22 protein-coding genes are annotated in these 24,999 nt (G+C 70.4%); 10 read left to right on the top strand and 12 right to left on the bottom strand.

What is annotated here, in order from left to right:
* Nucleotides 1-58: 58 nt before the first annotated feature.
* Nucleotides 59-2,551 carry an ABC transporter ATP-binding protein/permease gene (locus tag ACZ4N5_RS34885; RefSeq protein WP_467761038.1) on the bottom strand — a complete coding sequence of 831 codons (2,493 nt, stop codon included), beginning with the start codon at nt 2,549-2,551 and terminating at the stop codon, nt 59-61.
* A 253-nt stretch (nt 2,552-2,804) separates the two neighbouring features.
* Between ACZ4N5_RS34885 and ACZ4N5_RS34880 the strand changes: the two genes are divergently transcribed.
* Together ACZ4N5_RS34880 and serB are read left to right on the top strand one after the other, a co-directional pair.
* Nucleotides 2,805-4,568, top strand: coding sequence for a streptophobe family protein (locus ACZ4N5_RS34880; protein ID WP_467761037.1), 1,764 nt, complete (start codon nt 2,805-2,807; stop codon nt 4,566-4,568).
* A 354-nt stretch (nt 4,569-4,922) separates the two neighbouring features.
* A complete protein-coding gene (gene serB, locus ACZ4N5_RS34875; RefSeq protein WP_356782493.1) occupies nt 4,923-6,140 on the top strand; it encodes a phosphoserine phosphatase SerB in 1,218 nt (405 codons plus the stop codon).
* 72 nt (nt 6,141-6,212) lie between these two features.
* Here the strand turns inward: serB and ACZ4N5_RS34870 are convergent, their stop codons facing one another.
* The 4 genes from ACZ4N5_RS34870 to ACZ4N5_RS34855 form a co-directional block, all read right to left on the bottom strand.
* The gene (locus ACZ4N5_RS34870) at nt 6,213-6,731 is read right to left on the bottom strand and encodes a SixA phosphatase family protein (protein ID WP_467761036.1); all 519 of its coding nucleotides are present in this window, start codon (nt 6,729-6,731) and stop codon (nt 6,213-6,215) included.
* Between the two features lie 429 nt (nt 6,732-7,160).
* Entirely contained in the window at nt 7,161-7,376 is a 216-nt protein-coding gene (locus ACZ4N5_RS34865; RefSeq protein ID WP_467761035.1) for a hypothetical protein, read from the bottom strand.
* A 266-nt stretch (nt 7,377-7,642) separates the two neighbouring features.
* The gene (locus tag ACZ4N5_RS34860) at nt 7,643-7,759 is read right to left on the bottom strand and encodes an SGM_5486 family transporter-associated protein (protein ID WP_467761034.1); all 117 of its coding nucleotides are present in this window, start codon (nt 7,757-7,759) and stop codon (nt 7,643-7,645) included.
* A gap of 62 nt (nt 7,760-7,821) precedes the next feature.
* Complete coding sequence (locus tag ACZ4N5_RS34855) at nt 7,822-9,231, bottom strand: CynX/NimT family MFS transporter (RefSeq protein ID WP_467761033.1); 1,410 nt, start codon at nt 9,229-9,231, stop codon at nt 7,822-7,824.
* Nucleotides 9,232-9,343: 112 nt separating this feature from the next.
* Here ACZ4N5_RS34855 and ACZ4N5_RS34850 point away from each other — a divergent pair, with 112 nt between their 5' ends.
* A complete protein-coding gene (locus ACZ4N5_RS34850; RefSeq protein WP_467761032.1) occupies nt 9,344-10,075 on the top strand; it encodes a FadR/GntR family transcriptional regulator in 732 nt (243 codons plus the stop codon).
* Nucleotides 10,076-10,298: 223 nt separating this feature from the next.
* Here ACZ4N5_RS34850 and ACZ4N5_RS34845 read toward each other — a convergent pair whose 3' ends face one another.
* From ACZ4N5_RS34845 to fabG, 3 genes are all read right to left on the bottom strand, one after another.
* Nucleotides 10,299-10,658 carry a hypothetical protein gene (locus ACZ4N5_RS34845; RefSeq protein ID WP_467761031.1) on the bottom strand — a complete coding sequence of 120 codons (360 nt, stop codon included), beginning with the start codon at nt 10,656-10,658 and terminating at the stop codon, nt 10,299-10,301.
* Nucleotides 10,659-10,813: 155 nt separating this feature from the next.
* Nucleotides 10,814-11,581, bottom strand: coding sequence for an enoyl-ACP reductase FabI (gene fabI, locus ACZ4N5_RS34840; protein ID WP_467761030.1), 768 nt, complete (start codon nt 11,579-11,581; stop codon nt 10,814-10,816).
* Nucleotides 11,582-11,586: 5 nt separating this feature from the next.
* Complete coding sequence (gene fabG / locus ACZ4N5_RS34835; protein WP_467761029.1) at nt 11,587-12,291, bottom strand: 3-oxoacyl-[acyl-carrier-protein] reductase; 705 nt, start codon at nt 12,289-12,291, stop codon at nt 11,587-11,589.
* 269 nt (nt 12,292-12,560) lie between these two features.
* Between fabG and ACZ4N5_RS34830 the strand changes: the two genes are divergently transcribed.
* From ACZ4N5_RS34830 to tyrS, 3 genes are read left to right on the top strand one after another with little or no spacing between them, the layout of a single operon-like run.
* The gene (locus ACZ4N5_RS34830) at nt 12,561-14,084 is read left to right on the top strand and encodes a TldD/PmbA family protein (protein WP_467761028.1); all 1,524 of its coding nucleotides are present in this window, start codon (nt 12,561-12,563) and stop codon (nt 14,082-14,084) included.
* The gene (locus ACZ4N5_RS34825; protein ID WP_467761027.1) at nt 14,081-15,475 is read left to right on the top strand and encodes a metallopeptidase TldD-related protein; all 1,395 of its coding nucleotides are present in this window, start codon (nt 14,081-14,083) and stop codon (nt 15,473-15,475) included. The genes ACZ4N5_RS34830 and ACZ4N5_RS34825 overlap by 4 nt, the downstream gene beginning before the upstream one ends.
* A 44-nt stretch (nt 15,476-15,519) precedes the next feature.
* Nucleotides 15,520-16,788: a tyrosine--tRNA ligase gene (gene tyrS / locus ACZ4N5_RS34820; protein ID WP_467761026.1), complete on the top strand. Its 1,269-nt coding sequence runs from the start codon at nt 15,520-15,522 to the stop codon at nt 16,786-16,788.
* Between the two features lie 107 nt (nt 16,789-16,895).
* On the opposite strand, the gene ACZ4N5_RS34815 is transcribed toward tyrS, so the two are convergent.
* Nucleotides 16,896-17,171: a GlsB/YeaQ/YmgE family stress response membrane protein gene (locus tag ACZ4N5_RS34815; RefSeq protein WP_467761025.1), complete on the bottom strand. Its 276-nt coding sequence runs from the start codon at nt 17,169-17,171 to the stop codon at nt 16,896-16,898.
* 243 nt (nt 17,172-17,414) lie between these two features.
* Between ACZ4N5_RS34815 and ACZ4N5_RS34810 the strand changes: the two genes are divergently transcribed.
* Nucleotides 17,415-17,801 (top strand): DUF3099 domain-containing protein, encoded by a 387-nt coding sequence (locus tag ACZ4N5_RS34810; protein WP_467761062.1) that lies wholly within the window; start codon nt 17,415-17,417, stop codon nt 17,799-17,801.
* A gap of 337 nt (nt 17,802-18,138) precedes the next feature.
* Nucleotides 18,139-18,393: a hypothetical protein gene (locus tag ACZ4N5_RS34805; protein ID WP_467761024.1), complete on the top strand. Its 255-nt coding sequence runs from the start codon at nt 18,139-18,141 to the stop codon at nt 18,391-18,393.
* A gap of 13 nt (nt 18,394-18,406) precedes the next feature.
* Here ACZ4N5_RS34805 and moaA read toward each other — a convergent pair whose 3' ends face one another.
* The 3 genes from moaA to ACZ4N5_RS34790 all read right to left on the bottom strand — a co-directional run bounded on the left by moaA (nt 18,407) and on the right by ACZ4N5_RS34790 (nt 21,558).
* Nucleotides 18,407-19,396 (bottom strand): GTP 3',8-cyclase MoaA, encoded by a 990-nt coding sequence (moaA, locus tag ACZ4N5_RS34800; RefSeq protein WP_467761023.1) that lies wholly within the window; start codon nt 19,394-19,396, stop codon nt 18,407-18,409.
* A 171-nt stretch (nt 19,397-19,567) separates the two neighbouring features.
* Nucleotides 19,568-21,205, bottom strand: a complete 1,638-nt coding sequence (locus tag ACZ4N5_RS34795; RefSeq protein ID WP_467761022.1) for a solute symporter family protein — start codon at nt 21,203-21,205, stop codon at nt 19,568-19,570.
* On the bottom strand, nt 21,202-21,558 hold the full coding sequence (locus ACZ4N5_RS34790) for a DUF485 domain-containing protein (protein WP_467761021.1): 357 nt from the start codon (nt 21,556-21,558) through the stop codon (nt 21,202-21,204). The genes ACZ4N5_RS34795 and ACZ4N5_RS34790 overlap by 4 nt, the downstream gene beginning before the upstream one ends.
* A 375-nt stretch (nt 21,559-21,933) precedes the next feature.
* Here ACZ4N5_RS34790 and ACZ4N5_RS34785 point away from each other — a divergent pair, with 375 nt between their 5' ends.
* Together ACZ4N5_RS34785 and ACZ4N5_RS34780 are read left to right on the top strand one after the other, a co-directional pair.
* Nucleotides 21,934-23,460 carry a S8 family serine peptidase gene (locus ACZ4N5_RS34785; protein ID WP_467761020.1) on the top strand — a complete coding sequence of 509 codons (1,527 nt, stop codon included), beginning with the start codon at nt 21,934-21,936 and terminating at the stop codon, nt 23,458-23,460.
* 107 nt (nt 23,461-23,567) lie between these two features.
* Nucleotides 23,568-24,989, top strand: a complete 1,422-nt coding sequence (locus ACZ4N5_RS34780; protein WP_467761019.1) for a CoA transferase — start codon at nt 23,568-23,570, stop codon at nt 24,987-24,989.
* The last annotated feature ends 10 nt before the right edge of the window (nt 24,990-24,999 follow it).

Below are 24,999 nucleotides of genomic sequence, written 5' to 3'. Positions count from 1 at the left end.
AGACGCCGAAGGGCGGCACCCCGATCAGGGGTGCCGCCCTCGCGTCGTTCCCGGGCGTCTACTTGCGCATGACCTCGGGCTCGTGGCGGCGCAGGAAGCGGGCCACGAAGAAGCCGCAGACGACACCGAGGACGATCAGCGCGATCATGTCCACGGTCCAGGCCCCGGCCGTGTGGTTCCACAGCGGGTCCGTGCTCGTCGGGTCGTCCTGGTTCGGGAAGATGTTGTTCAGGTCCAGCGTGGCCCCGGAGGCCGCCACCGCCCAGCGGGCCGGCATCAGGTACGAGAACTGGTTGACACCCACTGTGCCGTTCAGGATGAACAGACAGCCGGTGAAGACGACCTGGACGATCGCGAACATGACCAGGAGCGGCATGGTCTTCTCCGCGGTCTTCACCAGCGAAGAGATGATCAGGCCGAACATCATCGACACGAAGCCGAGAGCCATGATCGGCAGCGTGAGCTCGACCTTGGGCAGGCTCTTGAGGATCAGCCCCTGGGCCGGCACCTCACGGCTGCCGAAGCCGATGGCACCGACCAGAGCGCCCTGCAGCATGGTGATCACACCGAGGACGATCACCTTGGACATCAGGTACGCCGAACGCGACAGACCCGTCGCGCGCTCCCGCTCGTAGATCACCCGTTCCTTGATCAGCTCACGGACCGAGTTGGCGGCGCCCGCGAAACACGCCCCGACAGCGAGGATCAGCAGCACGGTCGTGGCGGTGCCGTTCGCGACATGCGCGCCCGACGGCAGGATCTTGTCGTTGACCAGCAGCGTCTTGCCGTTGTCGATGAGCAGGCTGACCGAGCCCAGGACAGCCGGCAGGATCACCGTCAGCGCCAGGAAGCCCTTGTCCGACACGATCACCGAGACATAGCGGCGCATCAGCGTCATCAGCTGGGAGCCCCAGCTCTGCGGCTTCGGCGGCTTCATCGCCTGCGCGGACGGCATCTGGGTCGACTGCGGAGCCACCGCGTCGATGTCCGCGGCGTACATCTGGTAGTGCTGCGAGCCCTTCCAGCGGCCCGCCCAGTCGTAGTCGCGGTAGTTCTCGAACGCGGAGAAGACGTCGGCCCAGGTCTCGTAGCCGAAGAAGTTCAGCGCCTCCTCCGGCGGACCGAAGTAGGCGACGGAGCCGCCGGGCGCCATGACGAGGAGCTTGTCGCAGATCGCGAGCTCCGCCACCGAGTGCGTGACGACGAGGACCGTACGGCCGTCGTCGGCGAGGCCGCGCAGCAGCTGCATGACATCGCGGTCCATGCCCGGGTCGAGACCGGAGGTCGGCTCGTCCAGGAAGATCAGCGACGGCTTGGTGAGCAGCTCCAGGGCCACCGAGACCCGCTTGCGCTGGCCACCGGAGAGGGAGGTGACCTTCTTCTCCTTGTGGATGTCCAGCTTCAGCTCGCGCAGCACCTCGTCTATCCGGGCATCGCGCTCCTCGCCCGTGGTGTCCGCGGGGAAGCGCAGCTTGGCCGCGTACTTGAGGGCCTTCTTGACGGTCAGCTCCTTGTGCAGGATGTCGTCCTGCGGGACCAGACCGATGCGCTGACGCAGCTCGGCGAACTGCTTGTACAGGTTCCGGTTGTCGTAGAGGACGTCGCCCTGGTTGGCGGGGCGGTAGCCCGTGAGCGCCTTCAGGAGCGTCGACTTGCCGGAACCCGACGGGCCGATGACCGCGACGAGTGACTTCTCGGGTACGCCGAAGGAGACGTCCTTGAGGATCTGCTTGCCGCCGTCGACGGTGACCGTCAGATGGCGGGCCGAGAAGGAGACCTCACCGGTGTCGACGAACTCCTCGAGACGGTCGCCGACCAGACGGAAGGTCGAGTGGCCGACGCCGACGATGTCGTTCGGGCCGAGCAGCGCGGAGCCGCCCTTGGCGATCGGCATACCGTTGACGTACGTGCCGTTGTGCGAGCCGAGATCGCGGATCTCGAAGCGGCCGTCCGGCGTCGCGTGGAACTCGGCGTGGTGGCGGGAGACTTGGAGGTCGGAGACCACCAGTTCGTTCTCCAGCGCACGACCTATGCGCATCACCCGGCCGAGCGAGAACTGGTGGAAGGTCGTCGGGCTGCGGTCGCCGTAGACCGGCGGCGCCCCCGCGCCACCACCGGGTCCCTGCTGCTGCGGAATGCCCGCCGACTGCTGCGGTTGCTGCACCGGCTCCGGCGTCTGCGGAGTCGGCGGCTGAGCCCAGCCGGGGCCCGCACCCTGCGCCGCGAACGGCTGTTGCTGCGGCTGCGCCACCGGTGCCGCGGCACCGGACACGCTCAGCCGCGGTCCGTCGGTCGCGTTGCCGAGGTGCACGGCCGAACCGGGGCCGATCTCCAACTGGTGGATCCGCTGCCCCTGTACGAACGTGCCGTTGGTGCTCCCGTGGTCGTCGATGACCCAACTACGGCCGTTCCAGCTGATCGTGGCGTGACGCCAGGACACCCTGGCGTCATCGAGCACGATGTCCCCCTGCGGATCACGTCCGAGGGTGTGAGGCCTGGACGCGTCTAGCGTCCAGGTCCGTCCATTCAATTCCAGTACGAGTTCCGGCACTCCAGCCCCACTGAGTTGTCCCCCGAGCTACCCCCAACACAGGGAGTCTAGGGATGTCGAACATCGTGGGGAACTATTTCAGTACAGGCCCCCTGACCGAAAGTCGGGCCTTGTGAACGATGACTACGGGCGGGTTGCCCGTTTCCGTTGACGGGGTTGAAACCGGCCCGGAGAGTGGTAATCCCACGCGAGGGGGACATTCGCGGGGACACCGCGGCGCGGATCGGGGGGTCTGGCGATGAGCATCGGGACCATGCACCACGGAGGTAACACCAGGAGTGTGCCGTGGGGGGATGTGCTGTTGTCCGCGATCGCCTCCGTGAGCTGGGCGTTGATCGGCATGGCGGGCACCGCGGCGCTCGGTCTGCACCTGCTCGGGGCGGACACGGCGGGCTCGCTCGGCCCCATGACCGCCGCGGTGGTGGCCCTGGGAGCCAACGGCTCGGTGACGCCGTCCGGCAATGTCTCGGCCTTCGGACTGAAGGGAGCGGAGGCGCACACCGCCATCCAGATCACGCCGCTCGGCGTCGGACTGGTCGGCGCCCTGCTGATGGCGTGGTTCTTCCTACGGTCCTTGCGCGGGGCCGGAGTTGTCATCGCGCCGGCCGAACTCCTGGCGCGGGCCGGCTCGGTGATCGTCCTGTTCGTGGCCACACTGGGCGGGCTCGCCTGGGCCGGACACGACGTCATCACGATCGACGGCGGCAAGCTCGGGCTCGACAAGGTCACGGGCGATGGCGGCGGGCTCGGCAGCATCACGGACAAACTCCCGGGCGGACTCGGGGACCTCGGCGGTCTGCTGCCCGGCAAGATCGGCGACCTCGTGAAGGCGAAGGCGGCGGTGGGATTCTCCGTCGACACCGCGCCGACGCTGCTCGGCGGGGCCGCGTGGGCCGCCGGGGTGCTGCTGATCGCGCTGCTGGCCTCCCGGCGTACACCGTTGCCGAGCGGCTGGGACGCCGTGCACCGCGTGGTGCGGCCGGCCGCCTCCTCGCTCGTCGCCGTCCTGCTGGTCGCCGTCCTGGCCGGGCTCGCGGCGGCGTCGTACGCGGCGATCGGCGACGCCCACCCGAAGCGGATCGCGGGAGCGGCACTGCTCGGCGCGCCCAACGGTGTGTGGCTCGGCATCCCCCTCGGGCTCTTCGTCCCCTGGGACGGCAAGGCCACCGGCGAACTCGCCAAACTGCTCCCCGACCCCCTCGACAGGCTGCTGACCGTCGATGCGTCCCGGCCCGTCACACTCGGACGGCTGGCCGAACTCGAGGGACGCGTATGGCTGTTGGGGGTGGCTGCCGCCCTGATGATGCTGTACGCGGGCGTCCTGACGGCTGCGCGTACGCCATTTGTACGGGCCGGGAGTGCCACTGCTGCGGGAGCACCGGGTGCCTCACATGTACGGGGCGACAGCGCTGTGCGGTTCGCAGGACGCTGCGCACTTCGGCTCGGCGTAGTGACGGCGCTGACCCTGCCGCTGCTCGCGTGGCTGACGGAGGTGTCGGTGGACGCCTCCCTGTCCGTACTCGGGTTCGACGCGTTCGGGGCGGGGATCGAGTTGCACGGCCGGCTGGGGGTGGCGTTGGTGCTGGGTGCCGTCTGGGGGGCGGGCGCCGGTGCTGTGGGGGCGTTGCTGGCCTGTGCGAGTGGGGCTGCGGGGTTGGCACGGGGTGACTTGACGGGTGGGGGGTCCGGTACGGGTGTGGGTGCCGAGGCAGGTGTGGGTGACGGCGGGAGTGCTGGGCCGTACCGGCCTCGGGGGTCGTACCGAGCGCCCAACCCTGACACCAATCCCTATCTGAAGGTGCCGGACGAGCTGCGGGAGCCGGAGGACCGGGGGCGGGCGCCGAGGGGTTCTCGGGCGCCGGGTGACGTGTACGGGGCGCCTACCGTGGTGGGGCCGATCGGGCCCCGGCCGAGGCGGAGGCAGGACGGGCCGCCGCCGCTGCCTCCTCCGCCGCCGTCTGTTCCGCCCTCGCCGGACGAGGGGCCGCCACCCCCTCCGCGCAGGCCTCGGCGTTGAGGAGCGCGGGTGCGTGGGGGGGCGGCGGGGGCGTGCACGGCCGGGTGCGGGCGCGCGGGTGCGTGGGGCGTCGCCCGTTCCGTGCGTTCTTCGGCCGCGGGGCCAGGATTCAGCCCTTCCGGCGTTGAGGAGCGGGGTCTGGGGCGGAGCCCCAGGTTGCGGGGCCCGCGGGACCCTGGGTGAGGGGAAAACGACGGGTTCGGCGAGTTGTCGTGGGATGTGGCGGACGCCCCCTCGCAGCGGGGGTGGTCCGTTGGTCACCTGTGTGCCGTTCGGCTGTCACCCAGTGTTCCGTGTCCGCTAGGCGGACCGGGCGGGCGCGAGGCACTGGGTGCCGGATACGGTGGGACCACCATGAGCGCTTCGCAGACCTCTGATGTGCCCACTCTTCTTGTCAAGATCTTCGGCAAGGACCGTCCGGGCATCACCGCCGGACTCTTCGACACCCTCGCCGCCTGGTCCGTCGACGTGGTCGACATCGAGCAGGTCGTCACCCGGGGCCGGATCGTGCTGTGCGCGCTCGTGACCGAGCCGCCCGCCGGCCTCGAAGGTGACCTGCGTGCCACCGTCCACAGCTGGGCGGAATCGATGAAGATGCAGGCGGAGATCATCTCCGGCCTCGGTGACAACCGCCCGCGCGGATCCGGACGTTCGCTGGTCACGGTGCTCGGGCATCCCCTCACCGCGGAGTCGACGGCCGCCATCGCCGCGCGGATCACGAAGACCGGCGGCAACATCGACCGTATCTTCCGGCTGGCCAAGTACCCGGTGACCGCGGTCGAGTTCGCCGTGTCCGGTACGGAGACCGAGGCGCTGCGCACCGCGCTGGTGACCGAGGCGTCGGCACTCGGTGTGGACATCGCGGTGGTGGCCGCGGGCCTGCACCGGCGGGCCCAGCGGCTTGTCGTGATGGACGTGGACTCCACGCTCATCCAGGACGAGGTGATCGAGCTCTTCGCCGCGCACGCCGGGTGCGAGGACGAGGTCGCCGGAGTCACGGCCGCCGCGATGCGGGGCGAGCTGGACTTCGAGCAGTCCCTGCACGCGCGCGTGGCGCTGCTCGAAGGGCTGGACGCGTCGGTGGTGCAGAAGGTGCGTGAGGAAGTGCGGCTGACGCCGGGCGCGCGCACCCTGATTCGTACGCTGAAGCGACTCGGCTTCCAAGTCGGTGTCGTCTCCGGCGGATTCACTCAGGTGACCGACGACCTGAAGGAGCGGCTCGGGCTCGACTTCGCCCAGGCCAACACGCTGGAGATCGTCGACGGGAAGCTGACCGGCCGGGTCACCGGGGAAATCGTGGACCGGGCGGGCAAGGCACGGCTGCTGCGCCGGTTCGCCGCCGAGGCCGGGGTTCCGCTGGCCCAGACCGTGGCGATCGGCGACGGCGCCAACGACCTCGACATGCTCAACGCCGCCGGCCTCGGGGTCGCGTTCAACGCCAAGCCGGTCGTACGCCAGGCCGCGCACACCGCGGTGAACTTCCCGTTCCTCGACACGGTCCTCTATCTGCTGGGCGTCACCCGTGAAGAGGTCGAGGCCGCCGACATGCATGAGGACGACAACGCTCACTGAGTGACGTCGCTACGACGGACGGGGGCCCGGCACCGTGGCGGTGCCGGGCCCCCGTCCGTCGTAGGGGTGGGCTCACTCCGTCGGAGCCCAGTAGTCGGTCAGGGCACCCGATCCGGGCTCCAGGGACTTCCAGGGACCGTCGAAAGACAGCACCGCGAAGGCGGCGGTGTGGAAGCCATGGGCGTTCATACGCGTGCGGGTGTCACCCTCGGCCTGGCCCGCCAGGACCTCGGCGAGGCCTTGTACACCCGGGTTGTGACCGATCAGGATCACGTTGTGCGCGTCGTCCGGGGTTTCGTTGAGCACGGCGATCAGCTCGCCCGGCGAGGCTTCGTAGAGCCGCTCCTCATAGACCGTTTTCGGCCGGTGCGGGAGCTCCTGGACGGCGTGCTTCCACGTCTCGCGGGTCCGGATCGCGGTGGAGCAAAGGGCCAGGTCCAGAGGGATGCCGGTGTCGGCCAGCCTGCGTCCGGCGACGGCGGCGTCCATGCGGCCCCGGTCGGCGAGCGGCCGCTCATGGTCGGACATCTGCGGCCAGTCGGCTTTCGCATGCCGGAAGAGGACAATCCTGCGGGGTTCTGCGACGCTCATGCGTCCCAGCTTCGCACGAAACATGCCATGGGGCGCAGGGAGTTGATGCGGTCCCCCGGCGGGGGTGATGCCCTGCCCCGTCAGGGGTGATGCCCTACCCCTTGGAGGGTCAAACGGCCTCCCCGGGTTGCGGGTGGCGTCCGTCCGTGTGACATGCGTGATGCGGGATGGCTCGATCGGGGCGGGTGGGGTGGGGCGATCCGCCCTGTTGCGAGAGCAGGGTGGCGAGGGCTGGGGTGGCGAGGGTGGTGGCTGTGGCCGGGGCCGTCGCGGGGCACTGTCTGCCGGCGTGGCATGAATTGCCGGGGTGCGACCGTTGGGACCGATCGCCGGTGGTCGCCGATTGGGTCGAGCGGTGGGGTCGAGCGGCGGGTCGAGCGGCGGGGTCCGGGACCCTGGGTGTGCGGCGGTGGGCGAGGCCTCCGCGGCTCACGGAGTGTTGTTCAGGACCGTCTGCTGGACGCGCTCGAACATGTGAGTGATCGCCGGGTCGCTGCCCGCGGCATGCGCGTCCGCCGGATTGAGGATCATGAGCAGCAGGGTGATGAAGGCGAGCGTGGGCAGGGCGAGGGCCCACCAGGGCAGTCGGATGTCCACGCGGCCCGTGGTCACCGGGTGGGGCCGGGTGTGTGTATGGGCCGACATGCCGCCTCCGTGAGTCTTCGAGTGGTCCCTGGGCCGCGTCTCGCGGTCACAACTCGAAGTTACGGACTCAGCGGCCCTCAACCCATCCGGTGATCCACCCACTTGACCCTGACACTCGCCCCCTAGGGGATGGGGGGTTAGCCCTACCCCCGGGCCCGCAGGCGGTTCGGCCTCGGCGACGGCGAGTCCTGGAGGGGCGAGAGGGGTGCTACGGCGCCGGTGCGGCGGCGGTCAGCGTGAGGCTGTCGGCCGGGGGGATCCGCCGTTCACGGGGACGCGACGGACGCGATGATGCCGATGATCACCGTGATGGCCAGCATCGTGCCGAGCACGAGCAGCAGCTTCTTCTGGCCGTTCTGGGGGTTCGGGTCGAGCACAGGCATGCCGCCAGTCTCGCACCCTTCGTCGGCCGTGCCGCCGCCGGGGCCCGTTTCCCGGAACCCGGTCATCCGGCAGCCTCGTCCTCCACCGTGCGGTTGCGGCCCGCCAGGATGCCGACGCCGATCTGCGGCACCATCAGCCCGGCCATCATCGCGAGCGGCAGGCCCCAGCCGCCGCTGTGCTGGTAGAGCACACCCACGAGCAGCGGGCCCGGGATCGAGAGCAGATAACCGGTGCTCTGGGCGAACGCCGACAGCTTGGCGACACCGGCACCGGTCCGGGCCCGCATGCCGACCATGGTGAGGGCCAGCGGAAAGGCGCAGTTGGAGATGCCGAGCAGCAGGGCCCAGGCCCAGGCGCCCGCCGCCGGGGCCAGATAGAGGCCCGCGTACCCGCCGAGTCCGCAGAGGCCGAGGGCGACCACGATGGGCCCCTGGTGGGGCAGGCGGGTGGCGAGGCGCGGGATGACGAAGGCCAGCGGCACGCCCATCACCATGGTGACGGCGAGGAGCAGTCCGGCGGTGCCCGCGGCGACGCCCGCGTCGCGGAAGATCTGTGCCATCCAGCCCATCGTGATGTAGGCGGCGGTGGCCTGGAGGCCGAAGAAGACGGCGAGCGCCCAGGCCGTACGGCTGCGGGTGATGCGCAGTCCGTCGGGCTCGTGCCGGCCGGCGACGGCACCGGCGGGGCCGATGTCACCGGTGCGGGCGGCAGCGGCAGGCTTGCGGTCACCGGTAGGGCCCGTGTCGGCCGCGGCGGGCCCACGGCCACCGGTAGGGGTTGCCACGGCAGTGGCGGGCCCACCGTCACCGGTGCGGGAATCGGTGCCCCGCGCGCGTACCAGCAGAACCCACGGGAGGACGGCTGCCGCCGCGAGCCCCGCCCACACCACGAGACCGGACTGCCAGCTGCCTCCGAGGGCGTCGGTCATGGGGACGGTCACCGCGGCGGCGGCCGAGGTGCCGAGCGCGAGGGCCATCGAGTACAGGCCCGTCATGGAGCCGACCTTGTCGGGGAACCAGCGCTTGACGATCACCGGCATCAGGACGTTGCTGACGGCGATGCCCATGAGCGCGAGCGCGCTGGCGGTCAGGAAGCCGGCCGTGCCGCCGAGGTACGGGCGCACGGCCAGGCCCGTCGTGATGGCGACCATGCCCGCGCAGACGACCGCGGCGGGCCCGAAGCGGCGGGCCAGCCGCGGTGCCATCACGCCGAAGACGGCGAAGCACAGAGGCGGTACCGAGGTGAGCAGTCCGGCGACGCTGCCGCTCATGCCGAGGCCGTCGCGCACCTCTTCGAGGAGGGCGCCGAGGCTGGTGATGGCCGGGCGCAGGTTGAGTGCGGCGAGGACGATGCCGACGACCACCAGTCGCGTCGTCCACGCGCGCGTGGCGGGCGTTTCCGGTGCCGTGCTCTCGGTGGTGGGGCGTATCGCTGGGGACGTCATCGTCGTCCGGGTCTCCTCGGTGGCCATGCCACCCATCATAGAATCATGGGATGATTGGCTGTCCAATCCCGCTGCGTTAATCTCCGGAGCCTCCGGCCCCGCGCGAACGATCACACCCGGGCCCGTACGAAGGACCGTCATGCCGCTGAGCCATCCCCGCCGTTCGGCCCTGTCCGAGCAGGTCATCGCCGAGCTGCGGAACCAGATCACCTCGGGCGAGTGGCCGGTGGGCTCCCGTATCCCCACCGAGCCGGAGCTCGTCGACCAGCTCGGCGTCGCCCGCAACACCGTGCGCGAGGCCGTCCGGGCGCTCGCCCACAACGGGCTGCTGGACATCCGTCAGGGTTCAGGAACGTATGTCGTGGCGACCAGCGAGCTGGCGGGAGTGATGCACCGCCGGTTCGCGGACGCCGACCCGCGGCACATCGCCGAACTGCGTTCCACGCTGGAGTCGAGCGCCGCCAGGCTGGCCGCCGAGCGGCGCACCGAGCGCGATCTCAAGCAGCTGGACGCACTCCTCGTACGCCGGGAGGAGGCCTGGGAGTCGGGCGACGCCGAGGCCTTCGTGGCCGCCGACGCGACTTTCCATCTGGCGGTGGTGGCCGCGTCGCACAACGACGTGATGACGGCGATGTACGCGGATCTGGGCGAGGTGCTGCGCGACTGGCTGCGCGAGGACGTCGGCAAGGAGCTGACTCCGGAGACGTACATGGACCACGCCCGGCTCGTCGACGCGATCAGGACGGGCGACGCGGAGGCGGCGGCCGCGGAGGCCGCGAGCTATCCGTTCCAGTGCCGACCCGGCCGGCCGGGTCGGCAAGGCGTAGGCGCGGGGCAACGGCCGGGGCCGACCGGACGTCACGGGCCGTAAGGCCGTCATGACCCGGCCGTCACGCGCCGGGACGGCCGGGCATCCGGACCGGAGGACCGCCACAGGCCGGGACGGTCGGGCAACACGAACCGTAGGACCGTCACAGGCCGCGACGGCCGGGCGCCACAGACCGGAGATCCGTCACAGGCCGCGACGGCCCGGTGTCACAGACCTGGGACGGGGCGGCCGGACGTCACTTGCCGTGGGCTGGGGCCGCCGGACGTCAGTTGCCGTGGGTGATCCAGACCGTGCGGACCTCCTTCCAGCAGCGGCCTGTCAGCCTGACCGTCATCGCGGGTCCCACGTCGACGGGAGCGCTGTCGCTGTCGATGTCCCACCAGCGGGCGCACTCCACGTGCAGACGGACGCGGTCGGTGCCCACATAGGGGTTGTGGCAGTACGCGACGACATGGGAGCCGGCGACGGTGGTCCGGCACTCGGCGCCGAACGGCTGGGGTGCGTCGGGCCCCCGGGACCCCTCGTTCACGCCCTCCGAGCGCGGGTGGGGCATCGCGTCGTGCGGCACGGCCATCACCAGAGCGACAGCGGCGAACACCGGGGCAAAGCGGCGGGACAGGCGCACAAGGGGACCTCCTCGGCCGTACGGCTGCGGGGCGGTGCGTTCTCCCAGCGTGCGGGTCACGGGGTCCGGGCCGCCCGGTCGAATGGGCCGAACGGGCGACGCCCCGCTCCCCGCGCGCTGCGGGAAACGGGGCGTCAATACCCGTGCGTAAGCGTTTACGCGCCGATGGCGTGCAGACCGCCGTCCACGTGGATGATCTCGCCCGTGGTCTTCGGGAACCAGTCGCTCAGGAGAGCGACGACACCGCGGCCGGCCGGCTCGGGGTCCTTGAGGTCCCACTCCAGGGGCGCGCGGGAGTCCCACACGGAGGCGAGCTCGCCGAAGCCCGGGATGGACTTGGCGGCCATGGAGCCGATCGGGCCCGCCGAGATGAGGTTGGAGCGCACGTTCTGCTTGCCCAGGTCACGGGCGAGGTAGCGGTTCACGGACTCCAGGGCGGCCTTGGCCGGACCCATCCAGTCGTACTGCGGCCAGGCGTACTGCGCGTCGAAGGTGAGGCCGACGACGGAGCCGCCGTTCTGCATCAGCGGCAGGCAGGCCATGGTCAGCGACTTCAGGGAGAACGCCGAGACGTGCATGGCCGTGGCGACCGACTCGAACGGCGTGTTGAGGAAGTTGCCGCCGAGGGCGTCCTGCGGAGCGAAGCCGATGGAGTGCACGACGCCGTCGAGGCCGCCCAGCTCCTCGCCGACGATGTCGGCGAGACGCGCCAGGTGCTCTTCGTTGGTGACGTCGAGCTCGATGACCTTGGTGGGCTTCGGCAGCTTCCTGGCGATGCGCTCGGTCAGCGTGGGCCGCGGGAACGCGGTCAGGATGATCTCGGCACCCTGCTCCTGGGCCAGCTTGGCGGTGTGGAAGGCGATGGAGGACTCCATCAGCACACCGGTGATCAGGACGCGCTTGCCCTCAAGAATTCCGCTCATGGTGATCAGTGACCCATTCCCAGTCCGCCGTCAACCGGGATGACGGCTCCAGTGATGTACGAGGCGTCGTCCGAGGCGAGGAACCGCACCGTCGCGGCGATCTCCTCGGGCTGCGCGTAGCGGCCCAGCGGTACCTGCGACACGATGTTCGCGCGCTGCTCTTCGGTGAGCGACTGCGTCATGTCGGTGTCGACGAAGCCGGGCGCGACGACGTTGAAGGTGAGGTTGCGCGAGCCGAGCTCCCGGGCGAGCGAACGCGCGAAGCCGACCAGGGCGGCCTTGGACGCGGCGTAGTTCGCCTGTCCCGCCGAGCCGAGCAGCCCGACGACCGACGAGATCAGCACGACGCGGCCCTTCTTGGCCCGCAGCATGCCACGGTTGGCGCGCTTGACCACGCGGAAGGTGCCGGTGAGGTTCGTGTCGATGACCGAGGTGAAGTCCTCCTCGGACATCCGCATGAGCAGCTGGTCCTTGGTGACGCCGGCGTTGGCGATCAGGACCTCGACCGGGCCGTGCTCGGCCTCGATCTCCTTGTAGGCCTGCTCCACCTGCTCGGTGTCGGTGATGTCGCACTTGACCGCGAGGAAGCCGGCCGGCGGCTCACCGGACCGGTATGTGATCGCGACCTTGTCGCCTGCGTCGGCGAATGCGCGGGCGATGGCGAGGCCGATGCCCCGGTTGCCTCCGGTGACGAGAACCGAGCGGCTCAACGGATCACCCTTTCGTTAGCGGACTGAAACCCCTGCAATACAGGCGCCTTCCTCGAAAACCTATCGGTCCACCCGGCCTCCCAGAGAATCGGGCACCAACAGTGGGTTCGGGTGAGTGCTGTCGGATCCCTACAGAAATCCGAGGCGGTACGGCCGGAAAGCCGAGGGCCCGGCCGAAAGACGCGCCCGGTCACGGCAAAGGCGTGGCCGCCGGACCCGCCGGCGCGACATGATCGGACCCGACGGGCCACGACAACAGGGAGACCTCGGTGCCTCATTCCATCGACGAAGCCTTCACGGCGCTACCGCTGCGCGCACTCGCCGACGCCGCGCTCGCGCGGGCGCGGGCGCTGGGCGCCGATCACGCGGACTTCCGGTTCGAACGGGTGCGCAGCGCGTCCTGGCGGTTGCGCGACGCCAAGCCGGCCGGGTCGTCGGACACCACCGACCTGGGGTACGCGGTGCGGGTCGTGCACGGCGGCACCTGGGGGTTCGCGTCGGGCGTGGATCTGACGATGGACGCGGCCGCGAAGGTCGCCTCGCAGGCCGTGGCGATGGCGAAGCTGTCGGCCCAGGTGATCAAGGCGGCCGGTTCCGACGAGCGGGTGGAGCTGGCGCAGGAGCCGGTGCACGCCGAGAAGACGTGGATCTCCTCGTACGAGATCGATCCCTTCTCCGTGCCGGACGAGGAGAAGGCGGGGCTGCTCGCGGACTGGAGCGCGCGGCTGCTGGCGGCCGACGGCGTCAACCATGTCGACGCGTCGCTGCTGACCGTGCATGAGAACAAGTTCTACGCCGACACCGCCGGGACCGTGACCACGCAGCAGCGGGTGCGGCTGCATCCGCAGCTCACCGCGGTGGCCGTCGACGAGTCCAGCGGCGAGTTCGACTCGATGCGGACGATCGCGCCGCCCGTCGGGCGCGGCTGGGAGTACCTGCGGGGCACCGGCTGGGACTGGGACTCCGAGCTGGAGCGGATTCCCGGACTGCTCGCGGAGAAGATGCGGGCGCCGAGCGTCGAGGCGGGGATGTACGACCTCGTCGTCGACCCGTCCAACCTGTGGCTGACCATCCACGAGTCCATCGGGCACGCCACCGAGCTGGACCGCGCGCTCGGCTACGAGGCCGCGTACGCCGGTACCTCCTTCGCCACCTTCGACCAGCTCGGCAAGCTCAGGTACGGCTCCGATCTGATGAACGTGACGGGTGACCGCACCGCCGAGCACGGGCTCGCGACCATCGGGTACGACGACGAGGGCGTCGAGGGCCAGTCGTGGGACCTCGTGAAGGAGGGCACGCTCGTCGGCTACCAGCTGGACCGGCGGATCGCGCGGCTGACCGGCTTCGAGCGGTCCAACGGCTGCGCGTACGCCGACTCCCCCCGGCATGTGCCGGTGCAGCGGATGGCGAACGTGTCGCTCCAGCCGGACCCCGGCGGGCTGTCCACCGAGGATCTGATCGGGGGCGTCGACCGCGGGATCTACGTGGTCGGGGACCGGTCCTGGTCCATCGACATGCAGCGCTACAACTTCCAGTTCACCGGTCAGCGCTTCTTCAAGATCGAGAACGGCCGGATCGCGGGTCAGCTGCGTGATGTGGCGTACCAGGCCACGACCACCGACTTCTGGGGTTCGATGGCCGCGGTGGGCGGCCCGCAGACGTATGTCCTGGGTGGTGCCTTCAACTGCGGCAAGGCCCAGCCGGGCCAGGTCGCCGCGGTGTCGCACGGCTGCCCGTCCGCCCTCTTCAAGGGTGTCAACATCCTCAACACGACGTCGGAGGCCGGTCGATGAGCGCCCGTACGAGCAAGCCGCATGAGGTCGTCGAGCGCGCCCTCGAACTGTCCCGGGCCGACGGCTGTGTGGTGATCGCCGACGAGCAGTCCACCGCCAACCTTCGCTGGGCGGGCAACGCGCTCACCACGAACGGGGTCACACGCGGGCGCACGCTCACCGTGATCGCCACCGTCGACGGCCGCGAGGGCACCTCGTCCGGTGTGGTCTCGCGCTCGGCCGTGACCGCCGACGAGCTGGAGCCCCTGGTGCGGGCGGCCGAGGCCGCGGCGCGGGGCGCCGGTCCGGCCGAGGACGGCCGACCGCTGGTGACGGGCGTACCGGAGTCCCCGGACTTCACGGACGCGCCCGCCGAGACCTCCTCCACCGTCTTCGCCGACTTCGCGCCGGCGCTCGGCGAATCGTTCGCACGCGCGCGTGCGGGCGGCCGTGAGCTGTACGGCTTCGCCAACCACGAGCTCGTCTCCAGCTACCTCGGTACGTCGACGGGGCTGCGGCTGCGGCACGACCAGCCGAACGGCACGCTGGAGCTGAACGCCAAGTCCCCGGACCGTACGCGTTCGGCGTGGGCGGGACGCTCGACGCGGGACTTCAAGGACGTCGACCCGGCGGCGCTGGACGCGGAACTGGCCGTACGGCTGGGCTGGGCGCAGCGGCGCGTCGACCTGCCCGCCGGGCGCTACGAGACGCTGCTGCCGCCGACCGCCGTCGCGGACCTGCTGATCTACCAGATGTGGTCGGCCGCCGCCCGGGACGCGGCCGAGGGCCGGACCGTCTTCAGCAAGCCCGGCGGCGGCACCCGGATCGGCGAGCGGCTCACCGAGCTGCCGCTGACGCTCCGCAGCGACCCGAACGAGCCGGGCCTGGAGTCCGCTCCCTTCGTCCTCACGCACTCCTCGGGCGACGACGCCTCCGTGTTCGACAACGGGTTGCCGCTCAAGGCCACCGACTGGATCCACGAGGGCGAGCTGCGGCATCTGTCGACCACCCGGCACAGCGCCGAGCTGACCGGGCTGCCGGTGACACCGACCATCGGCAACCTCGTCCTCGACGGCGGCGAGGACCACTCTCTGGAGGAGATGGTCGCCGCGACCGAGCGCGGTCTGCTGCTGACCTGTCTCTGGTACATCCGCGAGGTCGACCCGGCGACACTGCTGCTGACCGGGCTCACCCGGGACGGCGTCTACCTCGTCGAGAACGGCGAGGTCGTGGGCGAGGTGAACAACTTCCGGTTCAACGAGTCGCCGGTGGGTCTGCTGGGGCGGGCCACGGAGGCGGGACGGACGGAGAAGACGCTGCCCCGTGAGTGGAGCGACTGGTTCACCAGGGCCGCGATGCCCGCCCTGCGGGTGCCGGACTTCAATATGAGCTCTGTCAGCCAGGGCGTATAACCTCGTACCTGATTCGCGAGACCACTGAAGGAGATACGAGAACCGTGACGGACATCGTCGACGAGCTGAAGTGGCGGGGACTGTTCTCCCTGTCCACTGACGAAGATGCTTTGCGCAAGGCGCTCGCGGACGGTCCCGTCACGTTCTATTGCGGCTTCGACCCGACCGCGCCCAGTCTGCACGTCGGTCATCTGGTGCAGGTGCTCACCATGCGCCGGCTCCAGCAGGCGGGACTGCGGCCGCTGCCCCTGGTGGGCGGGGCGACGGGTCAGATCGGTGACCCGCGCCCGACGGCCGAGCGCACGCTGAACGACCCGGAGACGGTCGCGAACTGGGTGACGCGGCTGCGTTCGCAGATCGAGCCGTTCCTGTCCTTCGAGGGCGAGAACGCCGCGGTCATGGTGAACAACCTCGACTGGACGGCCGGACTGTCGGCGATCGAGTTCCTGCGGGACATCGGCAAGCACTTCCGCGTCAACAAGATGCTGACCAAGGACTCGGTGGCCCGGCGCCTGGAGTCCGAGGAGGGCATCAGCTACACGGAGTTCAGCTACCAGCTGCTGCAGGGCATGGACTTCCTGGAGCTGTACCGACGCTACGGCTGCACGTTGCAGCAGGGCGGCAGCGACCAGTGGGGCAACCTCACGGCGGGCCTGGATCTGATCCACCGCCTGGAGCCCGGCGCCCATGTGCACGCGCTGGCGACGCCGCTGATGGTCAAGGCGGACGGCACCAAGTTCGGCAAGACCGAGGGCGGTGCCGTCTGGCTCGACCCCGAGATGACGACGCCGTACGCGTTCTACCAGTTCTGGCTGAACGTTGACGACCGGGACATCTCGACGTACATGCGCATTCTGTCCTTCAGGTCGCCCGAGGAGCTGGAGGAGCTGGAGAAGCAGACCGAGGAGCGTCCGCAGGCCCGTGCCGCCCAGCGCGCGCTGGCCGAGGAGCTGACGACGCTGGTGCACGGCGCCGATCAGACGGCCGCCGTGATCGCCGCGTCCAAGGCTCTCTTCGGGCAGGGCGAACTGGCCGGACTCGACGAGCGGACGCTGAGCGCGGCCCTGTCCGAGGTGCCGCACATCCAGGTCGCCGAGGCGGGTCTCGTCGTGGACCTCTTCGCGGAGGTCGGCCTGGTGGCCAGCAAGTCCGCCGCGCGCCGCACGGTCAAGGAGGGCGGGGCGTACGTGAACAACGTGAAGGTCGCCGCCGAGGACGCGATCCCGGTCAAGGAGGACCTGCTGCACGGGCGCTGGCTCGTGCTGCGCCGGGGCAAGAAGAGCCTGGCCGCGGTCGAGGTCACGGGCGGCTGAGGCCTCCCGCGCCCCCGTCCCGCGCGGACGAAGGGGCGGCTCCCTGACGGAGCCGCCCCTTCGTCGTACCGCCGTTTCCCGGGAAGGCCGGGAGGTCGGCCCTGGTCTCAGGTCTTCACCTTGTCGCCCCGTATGGCCATGTAGAGCATGTCGCCGAGGAAGACGATGACGATCGCGGCGGCCAGCTGCAGCGCGTGCCGGCCCCAGTCGATGCCTTTGGTCTCGGCGATGCCGATGCCCCGGGCGATCGCGTTGCCGACGGTCGCTCCGAGGATGCCGAAGATGGTGGTCAGCCAGAGCGGGCTGTGCTGCTTCCCGGGAATGATCGCCTTGGCGATCAGGCCCAGCACGAACCCGACGATGATCGCCCACAACCAGCCCATGTCCGCCTCCTCGTACCACTCCCCGTGAGCAGTACCGTCAGTCTCTTGCCGTCCTCCATACGGCGCATGTCGGGCGGAGCCATACGCGCTACGACGCACCATGTCCACCCAGTCCGGACATCCCCCGGTCTCGAAGGCGGCGCAGACGCGGCGTAACGTGGAAGAAGTCCGGACCTGCTTCCTCGACGGGTTCGTACGAGTACGGACCGGGGAGCGTCCGACGCAGGCGGGTGGTGGAGTGTGATCAGGAAGCAGAGCAACGTCCAGGTCTTCCGGATCACCGGAGCCAGGCAGAGCCTGGACGACGATGTGCGCGGCCGGCAGCGCCGTTATGTCATCTCGATGTCCGTGCGTACGGTGGCCGTGATCCTGGCGGCCACCCTGTGGAACGTCGAACGGCCCGTCGCTCTCGTCGCACTGGTCCTCGGGATTCTCCTCCCGTACGTCGCCGTGGTCATCGCCAACGCCGGACGCGAGAACACGCCGTCGCTCCCCTCGACGTTCGTCACCGCCCCGTTGCGTCCGATGATCACGCCGCCCCGGCAGGACGGCTCCGAGGAACCCTTCCTCAAGGACGCCGCGGCCGATCCCGGAGCTCCGTCGGGGGCCGAACCGCACGACCGGAGCTGAGTCCGGACCGGGGTCGAATCGAACCCGAACTCGCCGCGGGACAAAGCCGGTTCAGCCTTGGAACGGCGTCGGAGGATTCTCCGAAAACGGAATATCGCCGCGCAAACAAGCTCAAGAAAAGCTCAGATCAATCATGTTGTTCCGGTGCCGGGCGGCCGGTTACCCGTGACATACTTCGTACGCGCTCCGCATCCCCCGTCGGAGCGACGGACCGACGCCGGGCAGCTCCCCCCGTGGCTGCTCGGCGTCGCCTTTATGTGCCGTCGGAGCGCTACCGACGAACGGCCGGCCCACCGCGCGGAACATGTGACGCGAGGCCTCGGCTAGGGTCGGCAGGGTGATTCTGAACGCCCCCGGCTCCGATACCGCCTCCCCCGTCTGCTCGGCCAAGGCCTGCCGCGCGGCTGCCGTCTGGGTGCTCGCCTGGAACAACCCGAAGCTGCACACGCCCGAGCGCCGCAAGACCTGGCTCGCGTGCGACGAGCACCGCGAGCACCTGTCGAAGTTCCTCGGTGTGCGCGGGTTCCTGAAGGACGTCGTGACGCTCGACGAGTGGGAGGCTTCCCGGCCGGCCGAGCACGGCGAGGAATAGCGGGCGGACCGCGTCAGCCGCCGATCGCCGACATCGGGCGGTCGGGCTGTACGAAGGACGGGTCGTCCAGACCCGCCCCCGCCTTCTTGCCCCACATCGCGACGCGCCATATGCGGGCGATCTCCTCGTCGGGCGCGCCCGAGCGCAGTGCGGCCCGAAGATCGGTCTCCTCCGTGGCGAAGAGACAGGTGCGCACCTGGCCGTCGGCGGTGAGACGGGTGCGGTCGCAGGCCGAGCAGAACGGGCGGGTGACCGAGGCGATCACACCGACGCGATGCGGGCCGCCGTCGACGATCCAGCGCTCGGCGGGTGCGGAACCCCGCTCGTCGGCGCCTTCCTCGGTGAGCTCGAAACGGGTGCGCAGCGAGGCCAGGATGTCGCCGGCGGTGACCATGCCGTCGCGCTTCCAGCCGTGCTGGGCGTCCAGGGGCATCTGCTCGATGAAGCGGAGTTCGTAGTCGTGCTCCACGGCCCAGGCCAGCAGGTCCGGGGCTTCGTCGGCGTTCAGGCCCGGCATCAGGACCGAGTTGATCTTGACGGGGGTCAGGCCGGCGTCGCGGGCGGCTTCGAGGCCCTCGATGACGTCCTTGTGGCGGTCACGGCGGGTGAGCGTCTTGAAGACGTCGGGGCGCAGGGTGTCGAGCGAGACGTTCACCCGGTCCAGGCCCGCGGCCTTCAGGGCACTCGCGGTGCGCTTGAGGCCGATGCCGTTGGTCGTGAGGGACATCTGGGGGCGGGGGGCGAGAGCCGCGACCCGCTCGACCATGCCGACCAGGCCCGGGCGCAGCAGGGGTTCGCCGCCGGTGAAGCGGACCTCCTCGATGCCGAGGCGGGTGACCGCGATCTCTATCAGGCGGACGATCTCGTCGTCCGTGAGCAGATCGGGCTTGGCGAGCCACTGCAGGCCCTCTTCGGGCATGCAGTACGTGCAGCGCAGGTTGCACCGGTCGGTCAATGAGACACGCAGGTCGGTGGCGACCCGGCCGTAGGTGTCGATGAGCACGCGGGGCCCCTCCCTCGATGCCGATCTCGTTTTCCGGACACCTGTGAGCCTACGTGACGGGACCGACAAGAACACCGGCCCGATCCCACGAGACGCGGCGCGGGCCCGTCGTAGGGACCTACTAGTGGTGATCCACCAGCGGCCTACGACGGGCCCGCGAGATGCCGGTGTCTAGTGCGCTCCGGTGCCCGTGAGGGAGCGGACCTCCAGTTCGGCGTACTTGCCGGCGTCCGGCTCCTCCTTGGACACGACGGTGCCCAGCCAGCCGAGCAGGAAGCCGACCGGGATGGAGATGAGGCCCGGGTTCTCCAGCGGGAACCAGTGGAAGTCGACGTCCGGGAACATCGAGGTGGGCTTGCCCGAGACCACCGGGGAGAAGAGCACCAGGCCGACCGCGGTGGCCAGACCGCCGTAGATCGACCAGAGGGCGCCCGGGGTGGTGAACCTCTTCCAGAACAGGCTGTAGAGGATCGTCGGCAGGTTGGCGGAGGCGGCGACCGCGAAGGCGAGCGCGACCAGACCGGCGACGTTCAGGTCGCGGGAGAGAGCGCCCAGCAGGATGGACACGGCTCCGATGCCGACCGTGGCGTACCGGGCCGCCGCCATCTCCTGTTTCTCCGATGCCTGCCCCTTCTTGATGACGTTCGCGTAGATGTCGTGCGCGAAGGAGGAGGACGAGGCGAGCGTCAGTCCCGCGACGACCGCGAGGATCGTGGCGAAGGCGACGGCGGAGATCGTGGCGAGCAGGATCGCGCCCCAGGTGGAGTCGACGCCGCCGAGGTGCAGGGCGAGCAGGGGTGCCGCCGTGTTGCCCGCCTTGTTGGAGGCGATGATCTCGTCCGGTTTGATCAGAGCGGCGGCGCCGAAGCCGAGGGCGAGGGTCATCAGGTAGAAGGTGCCGATGAGGCCGATCGCCCAGTTGACCGACTTCCGCGCGGTCTTGGCGGTGGGCACGGTGTAGAAGCGGATCAGGATGTGCGGCAGGCCCGCGGTGCCGAGGACCAGCGCCATGCCGAGGGAGATGAAGTCCAGCTTGGTGGTGGACGTGGCGCCGTACTTGAGGCCGGGTTCCAGGAAGGGGGAGCCCTTGCCGCTGTTCTCGGCCGCCTTGCCCAGCAGGTCGGAGATGTTGAAGTGGAACTTCAGCAGCACCAGGAAGGTCAGCAGCAGGGCGCCGGCGATCAGCAGGACCGCCTTGACCATCTGCACCCAGGTGGTGCCCTTCATCCCGCCGATGGTGACGTACACGATCATCAGGACGCCGACGAGCGCGACGATGCCGATCTTGCCGCCGTCGCTGGTGATGCCGAGGAGCAGCGAGACGAGGACGCCCGCGCCCGCCATCTGGGCCAGCAGGTAGAAGATCGACACGACGATGGTGGAGGTGCCCGCGGCGGTACGGACCGGGCGCTGGCGCATGCGGTAGGCGAGGACGTCGCCCATCGTGTACCGGCCGGAGTTGCGCAGCGGTTCGGCGACCAGGAGCAGGGCCACCAGCCAGGCAACCAGGAAGCCGATGGAGTAGAGGAAGCCGTCGTAACCGAAGAGGGCGATCGCGCCGGCGATGCCGAGGAAGGACGCGGCGGACATGTAGTCGCCGGAGACGGCGAGTCCGTTCTGGAAGCCGGTGAACTGGCGGCCGCCCGCGTAGAAGTCGGCGGCGTCCTTGGTCTGGCGGCCGGCCCAGACGGTGATGACCAGGGTCGCGGCGACGAACACCGCGAACAGGGTGATGATCAGCGGCCGGTGCTGGCTCGCCTCGCCCGCGGCCAGCATCGTGGTGTGCGCGGTCGTCCGTACGGAGCTCATGCGCCGCCCTCCATCCGGGACTTGATGGCGTCGGCCTTGGGGTCGAGCCGGGTGGCCGCGTGCCGCGAGTACCACCAGGCGATGAGGAACGTGGTGAGGAACTGGGCGAGACCGAGCACCAGGGCGACGTTGACGTTGCCGAACAGCTTGGTGCCCATGAAGTCGCCCGCGTAGTTCGAGAGCAGCACGTACAGCAGGTACCAGAGGATGAATCCGACGGTCAGCGGAAAGGCGAAGGAGCGGTGGGAGCTGCGGAGTTCACCGAACTCGGCGCTCTCCTGCATCTCGACGAACTCCTCGGTGGACGGGAGTGGGGCTCCGGTTTTCGCGGGTGGTGGTGCGTCGGTGGCCACGGTGTCTCCTCGCGTTGCGGGTGCGGTTACGACGGTGGACGGGGGCAGGTCGGGGCCCGCGGACGGGGGCGGTTCGGGTACGGACATGGGACTTCGACCTCACAGCGACGTGGACCTCGTGACAGATTGTGATGATGTGGATCCGTTACGTGATCGGAGCGGGGGGCTCGATCGTCCACGGGCTCCCTGTCCAAGGTCACGGCGCCACGCGTGGACCGGTTCAACTCCCACGGCTTCTTTCGGAAGTGGTGGCCGCAAGTCATTGCTGGCCGGGTCGACGGGAGGATAGCTTCGGCCTGCACCATTCCGTCATGTACCTGCCCGAGCACCATCCGTGTTCGGGCAGCTCCGTTTTCCGGATGATGTGGAGATCCCATGGCTCATCTGCGTTCCAGACGCCGTCTCGCGCTCGCCGTGCCGGTCGTTCTGTCGCTCACCGCCTCGCTCGGCTTCCTGCCGGGCGCCGCCTCGGCCTCACCTCTGACCGCGCCCGCCGCGACGACCGCGGACGGCCCGAACCTCTCGTACGTGGTCAACACGACAACGGACCACCGCACGATCGAGTCGGTGAAGAAGGCGATCGGCGCGGCCGGCGGCAGCGTCGTCATCGCGTACGAGCAGATCGGCGTGATCGTCGTCCACTCCGCGAACCCGGACTTCGGACGGCAGATCCGGACGGTACGCGGAGTGCAGTCGGCCGGTGCCACGCGCACCTCGGCACTGACCGCCGCGGGGACGACGGACGAGGGCGCGGCACAGGTGCTGACGGCAGCCGAGGCCGCCAAGGTCGCGAAGACCGCCGGCGCGGGCGAGGAGCCCCTCGAGGCCGACCAGTGGGACCTGCGCGCGATAGGCGCCGACAAGGCGGCCGCGATCAATCCGGGCAGCAAGAAGGTCACCGTCGCCGTGATCGACGTCGGCGTCGACGACACGCACCCGGACATCGCGCCGAACTTCTCGGCCTCGCAGTCCGCGAACTGTGTGGGCGGCAAGCCGGACACGACGTACGGAGCCTGGCGCCCGGTGGACGCCGACCACTACCACGGCACCCATGTCGCGGGTGAGATAGCGGCGGCCCGCAACGGCATCGGCGTCGCCGGGGTCGCGCCGGGCGTGAAGGTCGCGGGCATCACGGTGGCCGAGCCCGACTCCACCCAGTTGTTCTACCCGGAGAGCGTCGTGTGCGCCTTCGTGTTCGCCGCCGACCACGGCGTCGAGATCACCAACAACAGCTACTACGTGGACCCGTGGCTGTACAACTGCGTCGACGACCCCGATCAGAAGGCCATCGTCGACGCCGTCAACCGGGCCCAGCTGTACGCGCAGGGGAAGGGCACGCTGAATGTCGCCGCGGCGGGCAACTCCAACGACGACCTCGACTCGAACGCGCTGACCGACGCGTCCAGCCCCGACGACTCGACCGCCACGACGCGCACGGTCGACCCGCACAAGTGCTTCGACATACCGACCCAGTTGCCCGGTGTCGTCACGGTCGCCTCGACCGGCTTCAAGGGCGCCAAGTCCTACTTCTCCAGTTACGGCGACGGCGTCATCGACGTCGCGGCGCCCGGCGGCGACCGGTATCAGATCCCGGACACGCCGTCGCAGAACGGCCGCATCCTCTCCACGCTGCCGAACAACCAGTACGGCTACCTGCAGGGCACCTCGATGGCGACGCCGCACGTCGCCGGCGTGGCCGCGCTGCTGAAGTCCAAGTACCCCTGGGCGACGCCGGCTCAGCTCCAGATCCTCCTCAAGGCCCAGGCGGACAACCCGGGTTGCCCGACGGACCCGTACGACGGGAACGGCGACGGCGTCGTCGACGCGACCTGCGTGGGCGGCAAGCAGGTGAACGGCTTCTACGGATTCGGGATCGTCAACGCGCTGCGGGCGGTCAAGTAGCGCCTGCCGAACGCCCCGTGGCCCCGGTCGTCCTGTGCGGCGACCGGGGCCGCGCCGTCGCCGGGGCGCCTCCCATGTTGATCGCGTCCACGCTGCATAGTGCCGGTATGACCCATTCACCGATGGCCGTTGTGTGGGAGGAGCTGGGCGGCGACCCGGCGCTGCTCCCCGGGGTTTCGACCGTGAAGCGCGCGGGTGCGCTGGAAGCCCGGCTGCCCGTACGCGAGTTGGCACGCACCTGCGTGGGCGCCTGCGCGCTGGCGGCCGCCGAACTCGGGGCCCGGCGGGCCGGGCTCGCGCGGGTGCCGCGGGTGAACGTGGACGACGGCGCCGTCGCCACGGCCTTCGTCAGCGAACGGCATCTGCGGATCGACGGGCGCGCACCGGTCAACTTCGCGCCGTTGTCCCGGTTCTGGCGGACCGCTGACGGCTGGGTGCGGACGCACGCGAACTATCCGCATCACCGGGCGCGACTGCTGGACGCGTTGGGGGCGGCGGACGACGCGACCGTCGAGGACGTGGCCGGGGTGCTCGCCGGACGGTCCGCGCGGGAGATCGAGGAGACGGTGTACGCCGCCGGTGGGCTCGCCGTCGCGCTGCGCACGGCGAAGGAGTGGGCCGCGCACGAGCAGGGTCTCGCCCTGGCGGAGCGGTCGTTGATCGAGCGGGACAGCCCTGCCGGGCGGGGTGAGCCGGCCGGCGCGGGTGCGCGGGCCCTCGCCCCGCTGCTCGACGGGGGCCCGCTGCTGCCCGCCGCCGGGGTGCGCGTCCTGGACCTGACCCGGGTCATCGCGGGCCCGGTCGCCACCCGCACGCTCGCCCTGCTGGGCGCCGACGTGCTGCGCGTGGACGGGCCGCGCCTGCCCGAGGACCCGGACGCGCACGCGGACACGGGTTTCGGGAAGCGCTCGACGGTGCTGGACCTGGTGGCCGACCGGCGCGCCTTCGACGAGCTGCTGGCGGCGGCGGACGTCGTCGTCACCGGGTACCGGCCCGGCGCCCTGGACCGCTTCGGGCTCTCCCCCGAGGCGCTGGCCGAGCGCCGTCCGGGCCTCGTCGTGGCGCAGGTGTCGGCGTGGGGGACGTACGGGCCCTGGGGCGGGCGGCGGGGCTTCGACAGTCTGGTGCAGGTGGCCACCGGGATCGCCGGGACGGAGGGATCGCCGGAGCGGCCCGGCGCGCTGCCCGCGCAGGCTCTCGACCACGGCACCGGGTATCTGCTGGCGGCGGCCGTCCTGCGCGCGCTGACGGAGCGGGAGGAGCACGGCCGCGGGTGCGTCGTACGGCTGGCGCTGGCGCGCACGGCGATGTGGCTGACGGACGGGATCGGGCGGGAGGAGACGCCCGGCGCGGCGCCGGACCCCGCGGCGGGAGGACCGTACGACCGCCCCGACGCCTGGCTGTCCGAGCGGGACAGCCCCCTCGGCCGCCTCGGCCACGCCCTGTCCCCGATCTCCTTCGCGGGCGGACCCACCGACTGGTCGCGCCCGCCGGGGCGTTGGGGGACGGACCCGGCGCGGTGGGCGTGAGCCTCGCGCC

This window comes from Streptomyces sp. NPDC026500, from assembly GCF_055567635.1.
Note: the sequence above shows the minus strand (reverse complement) of the source record. Positions and strands in the feature narration are given on the sequence as shown.